The following is an 18,870-nucleotide window of genomic DNA, read 5'->3' as shown; positions in this document are numbered from 1 at the left end:
GACGGGCTTTTTGTTTTATGTCCAACGGGTTTATCTTCGATTACAAACTACATCCATGTATTTTGCCCTTCGGGTCAGCTAAAGCTGTTCCGGTTTGCTCCGGGCAAACCTGGTACAAACTACATCCATGTATTTTGCCCTTCGGGCCAGCTAAAGCTGTTCCGGTTTGCTCCGGGCAAACCTGATCCGCCTCTGGGCAGCATCTTTCAGATGTGTTGATAAAAACCAGTCTTCGACTGGCTTTTCGCTTTCTATCTTGCTCAAAGCTCCTGTCAGATTGGTTTGAACCCCCAATCCCGAAAATGCTCTGGCTGAATGTCGCTAAAACACTTTAACCGGCTTTCGGCCTGTTCGTATTCAGTTCTGTGCCAGTGATGTTCGGCGGGCAGGGCTACTACTTTCATGCCTGCGGCTTTGGCGGCTGTTAAGCCTGTGACTGAGTCCTCAAACACCAGGCAATGTTCTGAGGCCACACCCAGCTTGCTGGCGGCTAACTGATAAATTTCAGGTTTGGGTTTGCCCTGGCTGACCATTTCAATAGAGCAAAGCGCCTGAAAAAAAGGACGGATTTGCAGCTTATCCAGCACAGTGTTCATCAGTGAGCCTGGTGAGTTAGTGGCAAGTGCGACCGGAATTTGCCAGCGTTGCAGTTGTTGCAGCAGCTCCAGTACACCTTTTTTCACCACCCCACGTTCCAGCACGGCCTGCGCTACGTAATTGATCACGGCTTGTTCAGCTTGTTCAATGGTAAAACCCTGCCATGGCGAATGTTTAAACCAGAGTTCAGTCACTGCTCTGGTGGTCATGCCGCTGGTTTGCGAGGTGATGGCCGGATCCAGTGTCACGCCTAACTGACGAAACACATGTTGCTCGGCTTCAGCCCAATAAGGTTCAGAATCAATCAGTACCCCATCCATATCAAAAATAACTGCCTGAACCACCTGGTTGCTCCTCTGTGCTGTATCTGGCCTTATTATTCAACAGCGCCGGGCGCTGTACCATAGCTTTGTCTGTCTTTAGCCCGTAAATTCTCTGCATCGCCATATTTTTGCGATGAGGTTGTGCGCTATCGATTGGACTGAGCCACTATTTGCTCTATGGTAGTTCTATGAATAGTTCACAAGGATTACAAAGTGCGCCTGTCTGTTGTCTTGTCTTTAGTTGCTGTAATGAGTGTCTGCCAGGCCGGTGCTGTGACTCAGTCCAAGCCCTTGGTCAGTTATCAGTTGTCATTTAACAACAGGGCACACCATGAGGCTGAAGTGGTAGTGCGTTTTGATAGTGTCAGTTCGGCCTATTTGTTATTGAGTATGAGTAGCGCATCACCTGGCCGTTATGCGCCTCATGCCTTTGCTAAAAATGTTTATGGCCTCAAAGCAATGGATAGTGCGGGTAATGTTTTACCCCTGCAGCGTATCAGTCCCAGTCAGTGGTCGGTAGCGCAGCACGACGGAACTGTGATCCTCAAGTATAAAGTCTATGGTGATAGGGGAGATGGAACTTATAACCAGATCGACCGTACCCACGCCCATCTGAATATGCCTGCCACCTTACTGTTTGCTCAGGATTATGCAAAGCAAAGCGCCTCGGTCCGTTTTGATTTACCAGATCCCAGTTGGGCCGTAGCCACCCAGCTCCAGTTGCAGGCTGATGGCAGTTACATGGCTCCGGATTTACAGTATCTGATGGATAGCCCGGTGGAGTTAAGTGCTTTTAGCCAACGTAGCTGGACTGTCGCCGATCAGCAATCTCAGGCGACTATTCAGTTGGTACTGCATCATCAGGGCACAGAGCAGCAGTTGGATCTCTTCGTGCAGAAAGCCAAAGCTGTCGTGGCTGAGCAGTACAAGATCTTTGGCGAGTATCCGAAATTTGATTACGGTCACTATGTGTTTATTGCAGATTATCTGCCTCATGTTGATGGTGACGGCATGGAACACCGTAACTCAACGATTCTGACCGATGAGCGTTCACTTGAAGAGGCGAATTTCGCCCAGCTAGAAACTTTGTCGCATGAGTTTTTTCATGCCTGGAATGTGGAACGGTTGCGCCCTGCTGATTTAGAGCCTTTTGATTTTCAGCGCGCTAACATGAGCCGCCATTTATGGTTTGCGGAGGGGATCACCAACTACTATGGTAAATTGGTGTTAAGCCGTACCGGCCACTTTGATTTAACTACTTATCTGGATAAAACAGTCGCTGCGCTGAATAAAGTGCAGCAGTCGCCAGGTAGACAGTTTTTTTCCGCGACCGGCATGAGTGAAATGGCGCCTTTTGTTGATGCGGCCGTTTCGGTAGACCCCACTAATTATGCCAATAGTTATATCTCCTACTACACCTATGGCGAGATACTTGGGTTGGCGCTGGATTTAACCTTAAGGACTCAATTTGAAGGTTTAAGCCTGGATCTGTTGATGCGCAAGTTATGGCTGGAGTATGGTAAAACAGAGCGCCCCTACACAGAGCAAGATCTGCAGCAGGCGCTGGCTGAGCTGACCGCCAACCCGGATTTTGCCTCGAACTTTTTTACGCGTTACATCCATGGTCAGCACTTACCTGATTTTACCGCTTTATTTGCCGCTATGGGTCTTAGGTTGTCTCCTGCCAACCCAACTCAGGCTTTTTTAACCGCTGCTACCTTGCTGGAGCAGGATAAAGCCCTGAAAGTAGACAGTAATACTCTGATCGGGACACCTTTGTATCAGGCTGGGGTGGACAAAGGTGATCTGCTGTTAAAGCTCGGGCGTTACAAGCTGAGCTCTACAGCTCAATGGAACAAGGTGCTGGCACATTATAAGCCGGGTGATAGTGCTGAGCTTAGTTTTAGCAGCAGGGGGCAAACTTATACCACTACTGTGACTTTTGCTGCCCAGCCGGGCCTCAGTTTAGTTGAACAGAAGAAGGCGAATGCTGAGCAACTGGCAAAAAGGGCTTTGTGGTTAAAAGCCCAGCCGTAGCCGGGCTTGGTTGGATGTTATCGGGTGATCAGAGACTGAGCTAACTTAACAACAGCCTGAATTTGCTGACCTTTGCGGTTGGCATAATTAGCATCAGTATAACCCCACCAGTCCCAGCAGGCTTGTGGGTTCATGGGCATCAGGTGAGAAGCACGGGTTTGTGGGTAAAGCACCACGATATTGTTGCTATCAGCATAACGATTAAAGCCCGCTTTTTCGACATAAGCCATACCTACCGCCTCAGCATGCTGGTTGCAGCCATGAAAGCTGATATGCAAACTGCAGTTTTGACCTTGCTCGCAATTTTTAGGTACATACACATAACCTTGTTCAGCCATAGTAGCAGCCAGATCCCCTGCTATTTTTTGCTGTTCAATCGGATAAACGGTACCACTGCTGATGTCTGCTGGGGCTTTTAGACCGACTTGAATAAACTTCAGTGCTTCACCCGCTGCATCATAATTACATTTGCCTAAAAATGGCGCTTCTGAAGTTTCACATGCACTGCCTTCGCTGACAGTCGGCATATGATGCGCGAAATTTTTATCCTGTATATAACTTAGCTGCGCTGCTGGTAACCACTGCTGGTACTGCTGATGGAGCGCATCAGCCACTTCTTTGTTGATCTTTTGATCGGCAGTGCCGTGCAATAACCAGATTTTGCTTTGTTTGATCTCTGCTTCAGACGCCAGTAAGCCTTGCTCCGACCAAAGCTTTAACTGTTTATTGATCTCAGCCAAAGGAATGGGACTAGTGACTTTATTGATGCAATGATCCAGGGCGGTCAATAAATTGTTCTGCGCGCAGTAGACCGGGCCTGCTGCTACTATGGCGGCTCCTTTCACCCAATCGGCATGAGCAAGTTGAAATTGCGCCGCCATATAACCACCACTGGACAAACCCGATACTGTGGTTTGGTTTAAATCCAGCGTTAACGCAGGTAAAGCGGATATGGTGCTGCTGATCACAACAGCGAGGCAGCCTGCGCCGCGAAGCAAAGTTTTCATCTGAATTGTCCTTTAAAAACATAAAGCTGGTCACTGCATTCTGATCGCTTTGCCTCGCTGAGGCTATAGCACTAAGGTACAGTCGGTTGCTTGGCTGTTACGGCAATAAAAAGATCGGCTCAGGCGGTGATACAATTCACCGGAAAAGCCGTACTATAAAGGCCTCTCTTCTTCAGGTAGATATGCACCATGCTGGCTGATTCCAATGAACTGTTAATTCTGGGTTGTGGTCACTCAGAATCAGATACCTTGTTTAATAACAATGCATTAGTTACTAATGCCCAGGGTAATCTGTTGATTGACTGTGGTTACACTATCAAACCCGCCTTGTTGGCGCAGGGGTTGAAGCTGCAGGATATAGATGCGGTATTTATTACCCACGTGCATGCCGATCATATGTTTGGTTTGGAGCGGCTTGCCAATGAAGGGCGTTATAAATATAACAAGAAAGCCCGGCTGATTTTGCATCATGAACTCTATGACGAGTTATGGCACCAGTGTTTAAAAGGTGTACTGGCGAAAAATGGTGAAGGCGAAAATGAGCTTTCCGATTACTTCGAACTCGAACTGTTACAAAGCGATGAGTTCGAATTGTTTGGTAATTTTTATCAGTTACACCGAGTTTCCCATACACCAGGTAAAGTCTGTTTTGGTTTGATGATCAATCACAGCATGTTTTACTCAGGCGATACAGTGGCTATCCCCCAGTTACTGCTGCAGCTAAAACCAGAGCTGATTTTCCACGATGTGACCTTAACCGAATACAACCCTGTGCATGCTTCTGTGCATTCGCTGCTGAGTTTGTACCCGGCTGAACTATGTAAAAAAATCTATCTGATGAGCTATGAAGACCATTGGCCTGAGTATCAGCACATGGTCGAGCAGCATTTTGCTGGGTTTGCCAGGCAAGGACAGCGTGTGCAGTTGAGTAAGGTGCATCACAGGGATAGAGCGGTCGGCTGAATGAAAAGGAGTGTTATGTACTACGTAATTTCTATCGGCTCAAATATTCAGCCTGAACAACATGTGGCCGCAGCAGTGAGCATACTGACCGAGACTTTTGGATCTTTATACCTGTATCCACGAGTCTATACGCAGGCTCAATTCGTTGAATCTAACCATGTGTTTATAAACTCTGTGCTGGTGCTGAAATCATCTCTGGCGGCCACTGAATTGAAACAGGAGCTTTGTCGGATCGAGGAGTTACTTGGACGAGACAGAACGGATCCACTGCGCAGCGTGAAAGACCGTAGCTGTGATCTGGATATTATCTGGCAGCAGCCACACTGGTCTGAAGTATGGAAAACTGAACTGACCGAGTCTTATATTCAACAAGTATTTGACCCGGCCAGCACACAAGCACCTATTCAGTTAGGCTTTCAGTTATTTTCCGAGCGACCTGCCGCCATCTATTTTCAGGCTCAAGCCGGTGACAAATTTATTGTCGACCAAAAACCGGACGCCCTGATAAATTGGCTCGAAACCAGCCTCCTCTGCAATTAGGGTTTGTTGCATCACCTGCTGTTTTTCAGCTTTACTGTGTTCGGGTAAAAACATAATAGGGCCAGGTTGTATGCTGTTGACCCGGATCTGTGGTGCATAGGCTTTGGCTGCTGATTTCATTAAATTCTCAAGTCCGGCCTTGGTACTGCAGTACAGCGAAAACGCCGGATTTGGATTTTCACTATAAATATCCGTGACATGAATGATCAAAGCTCCTCCTGCAGTGTTGGCAAGCAGAGGAGCCAACTGCTGATTGAGCAGCGCTGGCAACTGCATATGCACCGCAAATAAAGCCTGATAAAAAGCCACTGTATCTTCGGTATGCAACGCATCCTTCTCAAACAAAGAAGCGTTATGGATCAACAGATCAATACCGGAGCACTGTTGCTTCAACTGTTCTACCGCAGACAGGATTGAGTCCGTTGACTGATAGTCTACAACCAGTTGGGTCAGGCACTGCTGTTCAGGGTTGATTTGCCTGGTGAAACCAAATACCCGATAGCCCTCTGCACTAAGTTTTTCTGCCAGATAAGCGCCAAGACGACGGCTTGTGCCCGTAATTACTGCTGTTTTCATTTCAAACCCCATCTAGTTATTCGCAGACATATACGCAGGCCGGCCGCTTTAGTTCATCGCCTCAGTTCTGCCATAGTCTCAAGATCGGAACTGAACTATTTTTATCTAAAATTTGGCGAAAAGTTATTCTGCTATCAATACTTAGTCCAGTATTACACTCTAGCAAGGACCCACTATGAATTTGCACAGTATCAGAGTTAAAAGCAGTTTACCTATGCTTATTCTGGCTTTCACCTTATTAATTGTTGTCTCTATGTTCAGCTATTTGTCGGGTTTGCAAAAAAATGCGCTGGCGATACAGGCCGATAATTTTTTGCAGGCCATTTCTGTGGTGTTAAATGCAGACAGAGATTTATATCAGGCAAAATTAGCCACGACCATGCATCTGAGTAAACAGGGCGACAGTGCGGCATTAGAAGCTGAAGTGGAAGATAATGCTCAGCAGGTCAAACAACGTTTTGCCGATTATTTACAGTTTTTGAAAAACTATCCCGACGTGCAACAACAATTTGCCGAATTTGATCAGGATTATCAGTTGTGGTACCAAAGTGTGAATGCGCTGCTGGCAGCAAGTAAAACCGGAGCTGCTGCCGCTGAGCTTATCGCTGAAGAACAGACTCAGTTTGCAGCACTTCGCAATGTTCTGGATAAAGCCGGCGAAGCGGCGCTCAATAAATCCATCAGTGAGCAACAAGTACTGACAGCGGAAATCAGTTTTTTTCAAAACACCACTTATACAATCACTGCGGTTATTTTGCTGATCGCAGGTTGGTTTAGCTACAGTGTGCCTAAATCACTCACTACTCAAATTAATGCCTTGACTGCACGCTTATCTGAAATTGCCTCGGGAGATGGCGATTTAACGGCCCGGCTGGATACCAATTCACAGGACGAATTTGCCGCTTTAGCCGAGCAATTTAATGGTTTTGTTGCCAATTTATGTCAACTGATTGCCTCAGTGCTGCAGCAAGCCGCACAACTGAGTAAGCTGACTCAGGTGCTGTCTGAATCCGCTATGAAAACCAATGACATAACTCGCTCATTGAATGTGGCTTCTGATTCTATTGTCAGTGCAGTACACGAAATGACGCTAGCTAACAAAGAAATGGCGCAGGTTGCCACAGATTCAGCTCATGAAGCGGATGAAGCTAAAATCAGCGCTGAGCGTGGCTTGGTTGTGGTCAATAGTGTGACTCAAAGTATGGCCAACTTAACCAAGGATGTGGATAAAGCGCTGGCTTGTTCAGGTGAGCTGGAAAATAGCTCTGAAAACATAGCGTCAGTGCTGGATGTGATTCGTGGTATCGCTGAACAAACCAACTTATTGGCTTTAAATGCGGCCATTGAAGCCGCCCGTGCCGGTGAGCAGGGGCGTGGTTTTGCTGTGGTGGCGGATGAAGTCCGTACCTTAGCCTCCAGAACTCAGCAAAGTACTAACCATATTCAGGAAATGATCCAGGCGTTGCAAAGCCGTGTCAACGAAGCCGCAACAGCGATCAGCAGTGGCAAAACCAATGCAGATTTAACGGTCAGCAGCTTTTCGCAGGCCGAACAAGTGTTTCGTCAGTTACAGCAGTCGTCAATTAAAGTGAATGATATGGCAACCCAAACGGCCTCTGCGACTGAAGAGCAGGCTATAGTGTCAGAAGAAATCACCAAAAACCTCTATGCGTTGCACGATCAGGCCAGTGCGGCCGGAGAGATAGCCAAAGATAACGATCGTCTGTCGAATGAAATCCGTCAGTTATCGGATACTTTATTTGGCTTGGTAGGCAAATTCAAAATCAGTTAGCAGAATGTAAAAAGATAGGATTGCCAAAGGGCACGTTTTTGCATAAGCTGCGTGCCCTTTTTAATTTTGCCACTTGTGGCTGGCTGTACCGAACCTCATCATAGCTTGATGATGGAGATGTAATAGGTAGGTAAGTATGTCAAAAGCAGTAATTTTAGTGATGGACAGTTTCGGCATTGGCAGTGCGCCTGATGCAGATAAGTTCGGTGACGTCGGCGCTAATACCTTTGCCAGCATCAGCAAAGCCTTTTTTCAGGCCAAAGGCCGCCAATTAAATTTGCCTCACCTGGCCAGCCTGGGCTTAGTCAAAGCTGGTTTTGCTGCCAGTGGTGAAATGGCTTTGGTTGAAGACAGCCCAGCTTTAGTGGGCAGTTATGGTTATGCCCGTGAACTGTCCAGCGGGAAAGATACACCCAGTGGTCATTGGGAAATTGCCGGTGTGCCAGTGTTATTCGACTGGGGCTATTTCCACAACAAGCAAAATAGTTTTCCTTCGGAACTGATTGACGAATTAGTCCGCCGCACTGGTGTGCCCGGTATTTTGGGCAATTGCCACGCCTCAGGCACTGATATTCTGGTAAAACTGGGTGAAGAGCATATCAAAACCGGCAAACCTATTTGTTACACCTCAGCGGACAGCGTATTTCAGGTGGCGGCTCATGAAGAGCATTTTGGTTTGGAGAAGCTCTATCATTTCTGTGAAACCGCTCGTGAACTTCTGGACAGTTACAATATAGGCCGGGTGATAGCTCGTCCCTTTTTAGGGACTGAAGCTACAAATTATGCCCGCACCGGTAACAGAAAAGATTATTCGGTGTTACCTCCGGCTCCGACTGTGTTGGATACGCTGACTCAGTCGGGAGGGACTGTGATCAGTATTGGTAAAATTGCCGATATTTATGCCCATCAGGGCATTAGCAAGGAAGTCAAAGCCACAGGTTTAGCTGCGCTGGTGGATAAAACTCTGGCAGAGATGGCAATAGCGCCAGAGCGCAGCATAGTGTTCACCAATCTGGTTGATTTTGACCAGAACTATGGCCATCGCCGTGATCCTATTGGTTACGGTGAAGCGCTGGAGTATTTCGACCGTCGTTTGCCGGAGATTATGGCTGCGCTGGACGACGATGCCGTGCTGCTGTTAACAGCCGACCATGGTTGTGATCCGACCTGGGTGGGGACTGAGCATACCCGCGAATATGTACCAGTGTTGTTTTATGGTAAAAACCGCGCTGCCAAAGATTTAGGCGAAAGAGCAAGTTTCGCTGATATGGGCCAGACTCTGGCCGACTATTTTGATTTAGCGGCCATGCCTTATGGCCAATCCTTTTTAGCTTCTTAATTCAGAGTAACTCATGGCAACTCCTCATATTCATGCGCCTGAAGGCGCTTTTGCAGAAACCGTATTAATGCCGGGCGACCCGCTGCGCGCTAAACATATTGCCGATACCTTTTTACAGGACGTAGTGTGCGTCAACACAGTACGTAATATGTTTGGTTATACCGGTACTTATCAGGGCAAAAAAGTCAGTGTGTTGGGCTCAGGTATGGGCATTCCTTCGATGTCGATTTATGCCACTGAACTGGTGAAGTTTTATGGTGTAAAAAATATTATCCGTATTGGCTCCTGTGGCGGTTTACCACTGGAGGTCAAAGTGCGTGATGTGGTCATTGCTATGGGCGCCAGCACCGATTCCAACGTCAATCGTAATCGTTTAGGTGGCAATCTGGATTTCGCTGCTTTGGCTGATTTCAGTCTGCTGGAGCGGGCCGTGGCTGCAGCCCGAGCCAAAAACATTGATGTCAAAGTCGGTAACTTGTTTACCTCAGATTTATTCTACAACCCGGATCCAAGCTTATTTGACCGTCTGGAAAAATACGGTGTTCTGGGTGTGGAAATGGAAGCCGCTGGTTTATATGGCGTAGCTGCTGAATTTGGCATTAAAGCGCTGGCTATTATGACGGTGAGCGATCATATCCGTACTGGTGAAGCCTTAAGTGCCGAGTTGCGTCAAACCTCGTTTAACGAGATGGTTGAAATCGCTTTGGCACTGGTTTAAAGGGTAGGGAATTGTTATGTCACTGACCACCAACAAAATGTTTTATGTGTCATGGGAAGCCTTTCACAGAGCGACTAAAGAGTTAGCGAAAGGGTTATTAAACCGCGATTTTGACAGCATAGTTGCCGTCAGTCGTGGTGGTTTAGTGCCTGCCGCTATATTGGCGCGTGAGCTGAATATTCGGGTGGTAGATAGTATTTGTGTCTCCAGCTACGACCACGACCAACAACGTGAATTAAAAGTACTGAAGGATGCTGCATTGGCAGATAGCCCACGGTTGTTGATCGTGGATGATTTGGTCGACACAGGCGAGACCGCCAAAGCGTTGCGCGAACATTTCCCGACCGCTTGTTTTGTTACTGTGTATGCCAAACCTCAGGGTAAACCTCTGGTGGATCATTATGTGACTGATATAGAGCAGGATACCTGGATCCAACTGCCATGGGATATGGAATTGGCGTACAGTGCGCCTTTGGTTGATCAAAAGTAATCATCTTGCGATGAAGATAAAAAACGGAGCTGATTGGCTCCGTTTTTTATCGACTGCCTAGTGAGCCGTCAGTTTTAGTTTTACCCAGACTAAGCGGTGATCGGAGCTTGCCGTACGATCCGCCACCAGTTCATAAAAAGGCTGACCTTTTGCTGGCCAGAACACACCACTGGACAACACTTCGAAACCTTGTTTAGACGGCAATACATAATCCGCCCTCATCCGCCATCCCGCAGTATGAGTGGCTGCATAGGGACTGTCCAGGCTATGGGCTTTGCCACCCTCGCTTTGAGGTGTAAAACTGCTATTCACCCTCGGATGCATCAATAAAGAGCCTATACCTTCTTTGTAGGCATTGCCTTCAACCGGCGATGAATTTAAGTCGCCGAGGATCACAAAAGTTTTATCTTCGCCAAGGCCCCCTTTCTGACCTCTGTCATCGTAAATATAGGCCGATTTTGTCGGGGTTAAATAATCGGTCCAGAAGCGTACCTCGTCATGGTTACGTTTACCGTTTCTGTCTTCATCGCCATCAAACACAGGCGGAGTCGGGTGACTGATCAGCAGATGTACCGGCTTTTTATTCACCAGTACAGGCACATCCCAATGCGCTTTAGATGACAGAGGCATTAACTGCCATGCTTCCGGGCTGTACCAAGGGGAGCCATCGGCTTTCGTGGTTTGCAAAGCGCCAGGCATATCTTTCCATTTAAAGTGCTGAAAGGTTCTGACTTTGCTGCTGTTTATCGGATATTTCGACAACAGCATCATGCCGTATTGGCCCGGATACTGGCCAAAGCCCCAGGCATCGGCACCTTTATTGGTCAGTTGACCGTCATTGTCTAAATCAAAGCCGCTGGGTTGGCCTGTATTGACGGTACTGTAGTAGAAATAGGGGTAATCAATGATTTTTCCGTCCGCACTTTGCGCTTTATTCAAGTAATTACGAATAAATAGCTGTACACCAACTTTGGGATCTTCAATGTAGTCAAATTCATTTAATAACAAGATGTCGGGCTGAGTTTGTTGCACTATAGCGGCTATGTTTTTAATTTGTGGATGATCACCTTCAGCCAGCAAGGTACTCAACACCTGCGGACTCCCCGCAACGCCTTTTGCCAGATAGTTTTCAGATTCCATACTGACGTTAAAGGTGGCAACAGTCAGAGTGTGTTCTTTCGCCATAACAATCCCGCTAAAGGAAAAAAAAGAAGTCACTAAAATAGATGAAAAAATGTAATTCATAACAGTCAAGCCAGTTCAAGAGTGTGCTAAGCATATCCTGAAAGCTGATGAAAACCCAGTTTCAGCGTTAATTGCAGTCAAAGATAAGTTGGTCGGTATTGAATTGAAAATGCTGTTGATTAAGCACAGCAAATGTACGATTTTTACAGTTGATATGTTACACTTGCGTGACAAATCGGACCTGACAAGCAAAGTTGATCTTAGTTCAACGTGAATCCGGTCTGATGTAAGAAAAACGTAATAAAAGTTCGATATAGTTGTCGCCCAAATTGGAAGCAGGAAGTTTTCAGCTTGGCTGAAACATAAAAATTTACAACTACCAGGTGAAAAACAATATGAAAATTAAACATATTGCGCTGGCTGTGGCACTAGCCATGGGCTCAGGCGCTGTACTCGCTGACACATCCTCTGCTATTCGTGGTCGTATAACCACTCCTGAGGGAGGGGCGGCAGCAGGTACTAAAATTATCATTACTCACGTTCCATCAGGTACGACCCGGGAAGTGATCACAAACGAATCAGGTAGTTTTATTGCATCTGGTTTACGTGTAGGCGGTCCCTACACCGTTGTTGTTGATTCAGATACTTATGCAGATGAAACCTTAAACAATATTTTCCTGCAGTTAGGGCAAAACTATCAGATCAATGAAGCTTTAAAATCAGAATCTGTTGAGCGTATTGCTGTAACCGGAGCTGTGATTGCATCTAATAATGGCGGTAGTGACAGCTATTTTGGTGCTGATGATATTCAGAATGCGCCAAGTTTTAACCGTGATTTGAAAGATATTATTCGTAATAACCCGCTTGCTGTCCTGTCTTCGAAAGACGGCGAATTAAGTGTGGCAGGTACCAACCCGCGTTTTAACAGTATTAGCGTTGACGGTATTGCTCAGAATGATGATTTTGGCTTGAACGCAAATGGTTACCCAACAACTCGTTCACCAATTTCTTTAGAAGCTATCGATCAGATTTCTATTAATACCTCCCCTTTTAATGCTAAAGCCAGTGGTTTCCAAGGGGCACAGATTAATGCTGTAACTAAGTCTGGTACCAATGATTTTGGTGGTAGTTTCTTTTATGAAACTCAAAATGATGGTATGGCTGGTACTCCGAAAGATAATGGGCGTGAAGTTCCATTAAAATTCGATGAAACAACTTATGGTGGAACTTTAGGTGGAGCTCTGGTTGAAGATAAGTTGTTTTACTTTGTCTCTTATGAGTACTACGAAGCTGATACTCCGATTGAATGGGGGCCGGCTGGTAGTGGTGCAGCGAACGAAAGTTTAGTCAGCAATGCTGACTATCTGGCTGTACAGCGTATTGCGCAGGAAGTCTATGGAGTAAACGCTGGTGACTGGAATTTATCACCTGTCACTGATGATGAAAAACTACTGATGAAATTAGACTGGAACCTTAACGATCAACATCGTGCAGCTTTCACTTATCAGTACACTAAAGGCAACCGTACTTCAAACGTGTCGGATGCTGAAACTGAATTACGTTTATCATCTCATTGGTACAACCGTATCGAAGAGCTGAATAACTACGCTTTCAAACTATACTCTGACTGGACCCCTGATTTTTCTACTCAGTTCAGTGTCACCTACATGGATAATCCCACGACACAGGCTTCGTTCGGCGATTTTGGTGATGTAACTATCGAAACCGCTTCAGGCAGAATTGCTCTGGGTTCAGACTTCTCTCGTCATTCAAATGAGCTGGATAAGAGCACATTTATTATGGCTTTAGATGCAGATTATCTTTATGACGACCACAGTATCAGTTTTGGTTATCAGTATAAGAGTTTAGATATTTTTAACTTGTTCCTGCAAAACACTAAAGGTTCTTACTCTTTTGACAGTATTGAAGATTTTGAGAACCGTCAGGCATCACGTTTAATTTATCAAAACTCGACGAGTTTAGACCCTGCAACTGCAGCTGCTAATTTTGTGCGTAAAGAGCATGCTGTTTATGTTCATGATGAATGGGCTTTTAATGACGAAATTACTTTTGATATGGGTGTTCGTTATGAAATGTTAGCTTCCAGTGATGTTCCCACAGCAAATCCTAATGTATTTGCTCGCACAGGTTATAACAACACTGAGAACCTCGATGGTTTAGGTATTGTATTACCACGTTTTGGCTTTAAGTGGGACGCAACTCTAGATACCACAGTGCGCGGTGGTTTGGGGCGGTTCTCAGGCGGTCAGCCAACAGTATGGGTATCTAATGCTTATTCCAACACTGGTGTAAACATCGGTTTCCTTGATATTGAAACTGGCGATGGTGGTGCACTTGAGGCTGCCTTAGCGGGTGTAAGTATCTCTGAAGTACCGCAAATATATAAGGATACTGTAGCAAGTGCGACAGCCATATCTGGTACGAACTTTACGGATCCAAACTTCAGATTGCCATCTGATTGGCGTTTGCAATTAGCAGTTGACCACAGTTTTGAAATTCCAGGTTTAGGTGAAGATTACATCTGGACAACGGAATACTTGTACAAACGCGAAAAAGATACTGCGTTTTGGGTTGATGCAAGCTTAACTGAAGAAGATAAAGACGGTACTACATCAGATGGTGGTCGTATTGTGTATAACGATGCGGATGGTTCTACGCGAGATCTGATGTTAACAAACGCAGATGAAGAAGGCCGTGCTCGAGTTATCAGTACAGCGTTAAGTAAAGCGTATGACAATGGTATTCGTTTTACTGCTTCTTATACTAATCAGGATATTACTGATGCTCACACAAGCACCAGTTCTACAGCTTCAAGTAACTATGGTAACAACACGGTAATTAACCGTAACGAAGCTTTGGTTGGTCGCTCTACTTTTGAAACTGAGCACCGGTTTGTATTAAATCTGGGGTATGAGACAGAGGTTTTTGCTGGTTATGCAACTAACATCAACCTGTTCTTTGAACGCCGCTCAGGTAAACCAATCACTTACTTCCTGGATGGCAATGACTTAGATGGTTCAAGCGGACCAGGTCGTGATCCATATGGTTTGTTAAGTCCGGGTACAACAAACGATGCCTTCCTACCCTATATTCCGACAGAAAACGATCCTAATGTCGTGTTTGTAAGTGATGCTGCTCGTACTACATTCTTCAATACAATCAGAGAATTAGGCTTGGATAAGTATGCTGGCGGTTATTTACCTAAAGGGGTAAGCACAACTCCTTGGGTCAATACTTTGGACTTAAGTGTTCGTCAAGAAGTTCCTGGCTTCTTACCTGACCACAGAGGTACAGTGTATTTGACAGTAGATAACTTCCTAAACTTAATCGATAGTAGCCAAGGTAAAGTGTATGGTAGTGACTTCGGTACTATTGAGTTAACTGATTTTACTATTGACCCGGTAACTAAGCAGTATATTTACGGTAACCCAACGACTAACACGACGAACTACAGAACTTTCTATACTCAAGATTCTGTTTGGCGTTTGAAAGTTGGTGTGAACTATCGTTTCTAATCTGAAGGTTTACCCCAAACTAAAAATGCCGGTGTAATACCGGCATTTTTTATTTATCACTGAGCTAAAATCCGTGATAATACCCGAAGTGAAGTTTTGAATTAGAAGTGATCCTGTGGCTAAAAGTACCATTATTGCTATTGCCGGCGCCTCGGCCTCTGGCAAAAGTTTGTTTGCATCCACCGTCTACCAGGAACTGGTCGCCGAATTAGGTGGCGAGCGTATCGCTGTATTGGCTGAAGATGCGTATTACCGTGATCAGGCGCACTTGTCTTTTGAGCAACGTACCCTGACTAATTATGATCATCCAGCCGCGTTTGAACACGAGTTACTGGCCTCGCATTTACAGCAGTTAAAAGCGGGCAACTCTGTATCTATGCCGCAGTATTGTTACAAAACTCATACCCGCAAAGCAGAGACTATTACGGTACACCCGGCCAAAGTGGTGTTGGTGGAAGGTATTTTATTACTGACCGACGACAAGTTACGCCAGCAGTTTAATATTACGGTATTTATGGACACGCCTTTGGATGTCTGTTTATTGCGTCGTATTAAACGGGATATGGAAGACAGAGGTCGCAGTTTAGGTTCTATTACAGAGCAGTATGAAAACTACGTACGACCGGCGTTTTTTGAGTTTATTAACCCGTCTAAGCAATATGCCGATTTAGTAGTAACCCGTGGTGGCAAAAACGAAATTGCCATCGACATTATCAAGACCAAAATTCGCCAGTTATTGCAGGAATAAACCTACGCCCATTCAGTTGAAACAACAGCCATAGCTACATTTTGGCTGTTGTTCCCTGACTTATCCTTCATGCAACATTTGCTTTGCAAGCGTTTCATCTGTGCTGCTATAATCGCGCGGCAAAACGTCAAGTTTAGACAACCCCTGAACAGCAACTACAAGTGTTTAAAGCCGGATACGGTGGTGAGCACTCCCGCTCGGAAACTGTAACTACTTGATCTTTTGATGCTATTCTAGGATTTGGCATCACAAGAACAAAAAATCTGTGCCCGTACTGGCCAGACCCTATATCCAAGGAATAACTATGATGAGTTTGGTTGGCATTCTTGCCATCTTAGTAACTGCGTATTTGGCTTCTGCCAACAGAAATCGCATCAAATGGCGCACTGTCGCTGGTGCTTTTGCCATTCAACTGGCCATAGGTGCTTTCGTACTTTATGTGCCTTTTGGTAAAGACGTGCTGTTAAGCATTTCAGCTTTTGTCGGCAATATTATCTCTTATGCCCAATCCGGTATTATTTTCTTATTTGGTGATGCGGGTGCGCAAAAGTATGGCTTTGTCTTTGCCATTCATGTGCTGACGGTCATCATCTTCTTCTCGTCTTTAATAGCCGTGCTGTACCATATTGGTGTGATGCGTCTGATTATCAGCGTATTAGGTGGTGGTTTGCAGAAGCTGCTCGGCACCAGTCGTCCAGAATCCATGAGTGCGGCAGCTAATATATTCGTCGGACAGACTGAAGCTCCATTAGTTGTTCGTCCTTTTATTCCTACGATGACCCGCTCAGAATTATTTGCAGTCATGGTGGGGGGCTTGTCTTCAGTGGCAGGTTCTGTGCTGGCTGGTTACGCCGGTATGGGCATTGAACTGAAGTACCTGATTGCCGCCAGCTTTATGGCCGCGCCAGGTGGTTTGTTGATGGCCAAGCTGTTATTGCCTGAAACAGAGACGCCAAAAAATGATTTGGCTGACATTGGTGTAGTTGAGAAAAATACCAACGTGATTGACGCTGCCGCCTCAGGTGCCGCCAGTGGTCTGCAACTGGCATTAAATGTCGGTGCTATGTTATTGGCTTTTGTTGGTTTAATTGCATTGGTCAACGGCCTGATTGGCTGGGTTGGTACTTTGGTTGGTTTTGAAGGTTTAACTCTGCAGTTGATCTTTGGTTATATTTTCCAGCCTCTGGCATTCATTTTAGGGGTGTCGTGGGAGGAAGCCCGTCTGGCAGGTAGCTTTATTGGCCAGAAGTTAGTCATCAACGAGTTTGTCGCTTATCTGGACTTTATTCAGTATGTCAAAGCCGGACAGCTGAGTGAGCATACACAAATTATTGTCACTATCGCTTTATGTGGTTTTGCAAACTTCTCATCGATTGCCATTCTGTTAGGTGGCTTAGGAGTGATGGCTCCGAATCGTCGGTCAGATATTGCAGAGCTGGGTTTGAAAGCTCTATTAGCTGCCACTCTGGCTAACCTGATGAGTGCAGCAATAGCAGGCTTTTTCTTTTCGTTAAGTTAAATAGGTTATCACTATGACTCAACAACAAGTCCCTACGTTGGACATCAGACGGTTTGCCACCGACAAAGACAACTTTGTTGCCGAAATTGGCAAAGCCTACACTGAGTTTGGATTTTGTGGCATCAGCGGCCACGGGATCCCGGATGAAGTTGTGGACAATACCTACAAAGCAATTAAGAAATTCTTTGCTTTACCGACTGAAGTAAAACAAAAATACCATGTGCCCGGTCAGGGCGGTGCACGTGGTTATACGGGATTTGGTGTTGAAAAAGCCAAAGACAGTAATCATCCGGATTTAAAAGAGTTCTTCCACGTTGGCCGTGAATTATCAGGCCCGGCGCCTCATCCAAGTTTGTATCCAAACCTGTGGCCGTCTGAAGTGGCTGAATTTAAAGATGCAACCTATGCGTTGTATTCTGCGCTGGAGAAGTTAGGCAACACGGTACTGGAAGCTTTGGCTTTATTCTTAAAACAGGATCAGGCCTATTTTGCTGACAAAGTAAATTACGGTAATTCGATTTTACGCCCAATCCACTATCCGCCCATTCAGGATACCTCGACTCAGTCGATTCGTGCCGGACAGCATGAAGATATCAACCTGATCACTTTGCTGGTTGGTTCGCATGAGTCAGGTCTGGAAATTCTGCGCCGCGATGGTAGCTGGTTACCTGTCACTACTATTGAGGGCACTATAGTGGTCAACATCGGCGATATGCTGCAGCGTTTGACCAACCATGTATTGCCTTCCACTACGCACAGAGTCGTAAATCCGGCCGGTGCTGCCGCTGGTCAGCCACGGTACTCGATCCCGTTTTTTATGCATCCGAATCCGGACTATGTGATAGAGACGCTAGAGAGCTGTATTACCGCGGATCGTCCAAACCGTTATCCTGAACCTATCAATTCCAATGACTATCTGATGCAGCGGTTAGAAGAAATAGGTTTGCTCAAAAAAGCCAAGTACTGATAGCAGCAGACTTCAGCGATGAAAAGGCGAACCAAGGTTTGCCTTTTTACTTTTTACTCAGGGGATCGGTGTAAAAGCCAACGCTTTGTTGAATATTTCAGCAGTGTAGGTAAAAAGCAGCGAAAATTTGCATCAGACAGTTGACGATTGCGTACTTGACGCATAACATGCACGCCGTCGACGACGCTTTGCGCCGCGGTGGTGGAATTGGTAGACACACTAGCTTCAGGTGTTAGCGCTTCACGGCGTGGGGGTTCGAGTCCCCCCCCCGGCACCAAAACATCGTTGACAGAGAGAAATTGAGTTGCCGCGGTGGTGGAATTGGTAGACACACTAGCTTCAGGTGTTAGCGCTTCACGGCGTGGGGGTTCGAGTCCCCCCCCCGGCACCAACTCTCTTAAAGTCTTCACTATACAGCGCCATGCACTCGCGAAATTTTCAAAAAAACATTTTTTAAACCTACTCAAACGAATTAGCCAATAACCAGCTTAGCTTTCTTAACCCTTGCTATTTCTACTCTTCGGCCTATCCTT

The 18,870-nt window shown here is 46.0% G+C and carries 15 protein-coding genes and 2 tRNA genes; 13 read left to right on the top strand and 4 right to left on the bottom strand.

Annotated features, from left to right (window positions below):
• Nucleotides 1-272: 272 nt before the first annotated feature.
• The gene (gene hxpB / locus SD53_RS16505) at nucleotides 273-941 is read right to left on the bottom strand and encodes a hexitol phosphatase HxpB (protein ID WP_046521302.1); all 669 of its coding nucleotides are present in this window, start codon (nucleotides 939-941) and stop codon (nucleotides 273-275) included.
• Between the two features lie 192 nt (nucleotides 942-1,133).
• Here hxpB and SD53_RS16500 point away from each other — a divergent pair, with 192 nt between their 5' ends.
• Nucleotides 1,134-2,957 (top strand): M61 family metallopeptidase, encoded by a 1,824-nt coding sequence (locus SD53_RS16500; protein ID WP_206539964.1) that lies wholly within the window; start codon nucleotides 1,134-1,136, stop codon nucleotides 2,955-2,957.
• 17 nt (nucleotides 2,958-2,974) lie between these two features.
• Here SD53_RS16500 and SD53_RS16495 read toward each other — a convergent pair whose 3' ends face one another.
• Nucleotides 2,975-3,964: an extracellular catalytic domain type 2 short-chain-length polyhydroxyalkanoate depolymerase gene (locus SD53_RS16495; RefSeq protein WP_046521301.1), complete on the bottom strand. Its 990-nt coding sequence runs from the start codon at nucleotides 3,962-3,964 to the stop codon at nucleotides 2,975-2,977.
• Between the two features lie 189 nt (nucleotides 3,965-4,153).
• On the opposite strand from SD53_RS16495, the gene SD53_RS16490 reads away from it, so the two are divergent.
• On the top strand, nucleotides 4,154-4,927 hold the full coding sequence (locus tag SD53_RS16490; protein WP_046521300.1) for an MBL fold metallo-hydrolase: 774 nt from the start codon (nucleotides 4,154-4,156) through the stop codon (nucleotides 4,925-4,927).
• A gap of 15 nt (nucleotides 4,928-4,942) precedes the next feature.
• Nucleotides 4,943-5,467, top strand: coding sequence for a 2-amino-4-hydroxy-6-hydroxymethyldihydropteridine diphosphokinase (locus SD53_RS18410; protein WP_157850028.1), 525 nt, complete (start codon nucleotides 4,943-4,945; stop codon nucleotides 5,465-5,467).
• Here the strand turns inward: SD53_RS18410 and SD53_RS16485 are convergent.
• Nucleotides 5,348-6,043 (bottom strand): SDR family NAD(P)-dependent oxidoreductase, encoded by a 696-nt coding sequence (locus tag SD53_RS16485; RefSeq protein ID WP_052749435.1) that lies wholly within the window; start codon nucleotides 6,041-6,043, stop codon nucleotides 5,348-5,350. The two genes, SD53_RS18410 and SD53_RS16485, sit on opposite strands and share 120 nt — an antisense overlap.
• A 175-nt stretch (nucleotides 6,044-6,218) precedes the next feature.
• On the opposite strand from SD53_RS16485, the gene SD53_RS16480 reads away from it, so the two are divergent.
• The 4 genes from SD53_RS16480 to gpt all read left to right on the top strand — a co-directional run bounded on the left by SD53_RS16480 (nucleotide 6,219) and on the right by gpt (nucleotide 10,382).
• The gene (locus tag SD53_RS16480) at nucleotides 6,219-7,835 is read left to right on the top strand and encodes a methyl-accepting chemotaxis protein (RefSeq protein WP_046521298.1); all 1,617 of its coding nucleotides are present in this window, start codon (nucleotides 6,219-6,221) and stop codon (nucleotides 7,833-7,835) included.
• Between the two features lie 136 nt (nucleotides 7,836-7,971).
• The gene (locus SD53_RS16475; RefSeq protein WP_046521297.1) at nucleotides 7,972-9,174 is read left to right on the top strand and encodes a phosphopentomutase; all 1,203 of its coding nucleotides are present in this window, start codon (nucleotides 7,972-7,974) and stop codon (nucleotides 9,172-9,174) included.
• Between the two features lie 13 nt (nucleotides 9,175-9,187).
• Entirely contained in the window at nucleotides 9,188-9,892 is a 705-nt protein-coding gene (gene deoD / locus SD53_RS16470) for a purine-nucleoside phosphorylase (RefSeq protein ID WP_046521296.1), read from the top strand.
• A gap of 16 nt (nucleotides 9,893-9,908) precedes the next feature.
• Complete coding sequence (gpt, locus tag SD53_RS16465) at nucleotides 9,909-10,382, top strand: xanthine phosphoribosyltransferase (protein WP_046521295.1); 474 nt, start codon at nucleotides 9,909-9,911, stop codon at nucleotides 10,380-10,382.
• Nucleotides 10,383-10,439: 57 nt separating this feature from the next.
• On the opposite strand, the gene SD53_RS16460 is transcribed toward gpt, so the two are convergent.
• On the bottom strand, nucleotides 10,440-11,567 hold the full coding sequence (locus SD53_RS16460) for an endonuclease/exonuclease/phosphatase family protein (protein WP_082101902.1): 1,128 nt from the start codon (nucleotides 11,565-11,567) through the stop codon (nucleotides 10,440-10,442).
• A 395-nt stretch (nucleotides 11,568-11,962) separates the two neighbouring features.
• Here SD53_RS16460 and SD53_RS16455 point away from each other — a divergent pair, with 395 nt between their 5' ends.
• The 6 genes from SD53_RS16455 (at nucleotide 11,963) to SD53_RS16430 (ending at nucleotide 18,728) form a co-directional block, all read left to right on the top strand.
• Entirely contained in the window at nucleotides 11,963-15,103 is a 3,141-nt protein-coding gene (locus tag SD53_RS16455; RefSeq protein ID WP_046521293.1) for a TonB-dependent receptor, read from the top strand.
• A 115-nt stretch (nucleotides 15,104-15,218) separates the two neighbouring features.
• The gene (gene udk, locus SD53_RS16450; protein WP_046521292.1) at nucleotides 15,219-15,851 is read left to right on the top strand and encodes a uridine kinase; all 633 of its coding nucleotides are present in this window, start codon (nucleotides 15,219-15,221) and stop codon (nucleotides 15,849-15,851) included.
• A gap of 304 nt (nucleotides 15,852-16,155) precedes the next feature.
• Nucleotides 16,156-17,370: a NupC/NupG family nucleoside CNT transporter gene (locus tag SD53_RS16445; RefSeq protein WP_046521291.1), complete on the top strand. Its 1,215-nt coding sequence runs from the start codon at nucleotides 16,156-16,158 to the stop codon at nucleotides 17,368-17,370.
• A 13-nt stretch (nucleotides 17,371-17,383) separates the two neighbouring features.
• Nucleotides 17,384-18,337: an isopenicillin N synthase family dioxygenase gene (locus tag SD53_RS16440; RefSeq protein WP_046521290.1), complete on the top strand. Its 954-nt coding sequence runs from the start codon at nucleotides 17,384-17,386 to the stop codon at nucleotides 18,335-18,337.
• 192 nt (nucleotides 18,338-18,529) lie between these two features.
• Nucleotides 18,530-18,614: transfer RNA gene (locus SD53_RS16435), tRNA-Leu, on the top strand.
• A gap of 29 nt (nucleotides 18,615-18,643) precedes the next feature.
• Nucleotides 18,644-18,728, top strand: a tRNA-Leu gene (locus SD53_RS16430).
• Nucleotides 18,729-18,870: the final 142 nt, after the last annotated feature.

This window comes from Rheinheimera mesophila (assembly GCF_000986865.1).
Lineage (GTDB): Bacteria > Pseudomonadota > Gammaproteobacteria > Enterobacterales > Alteromonadaceae > Pararheinheimera > Pararheinheimera mesophila.
The sequence above is the reverse complement of the archived record's forward strand: the minus strand, read 5'-3'. Positions and strand labels throughout refer to the sequence as shown.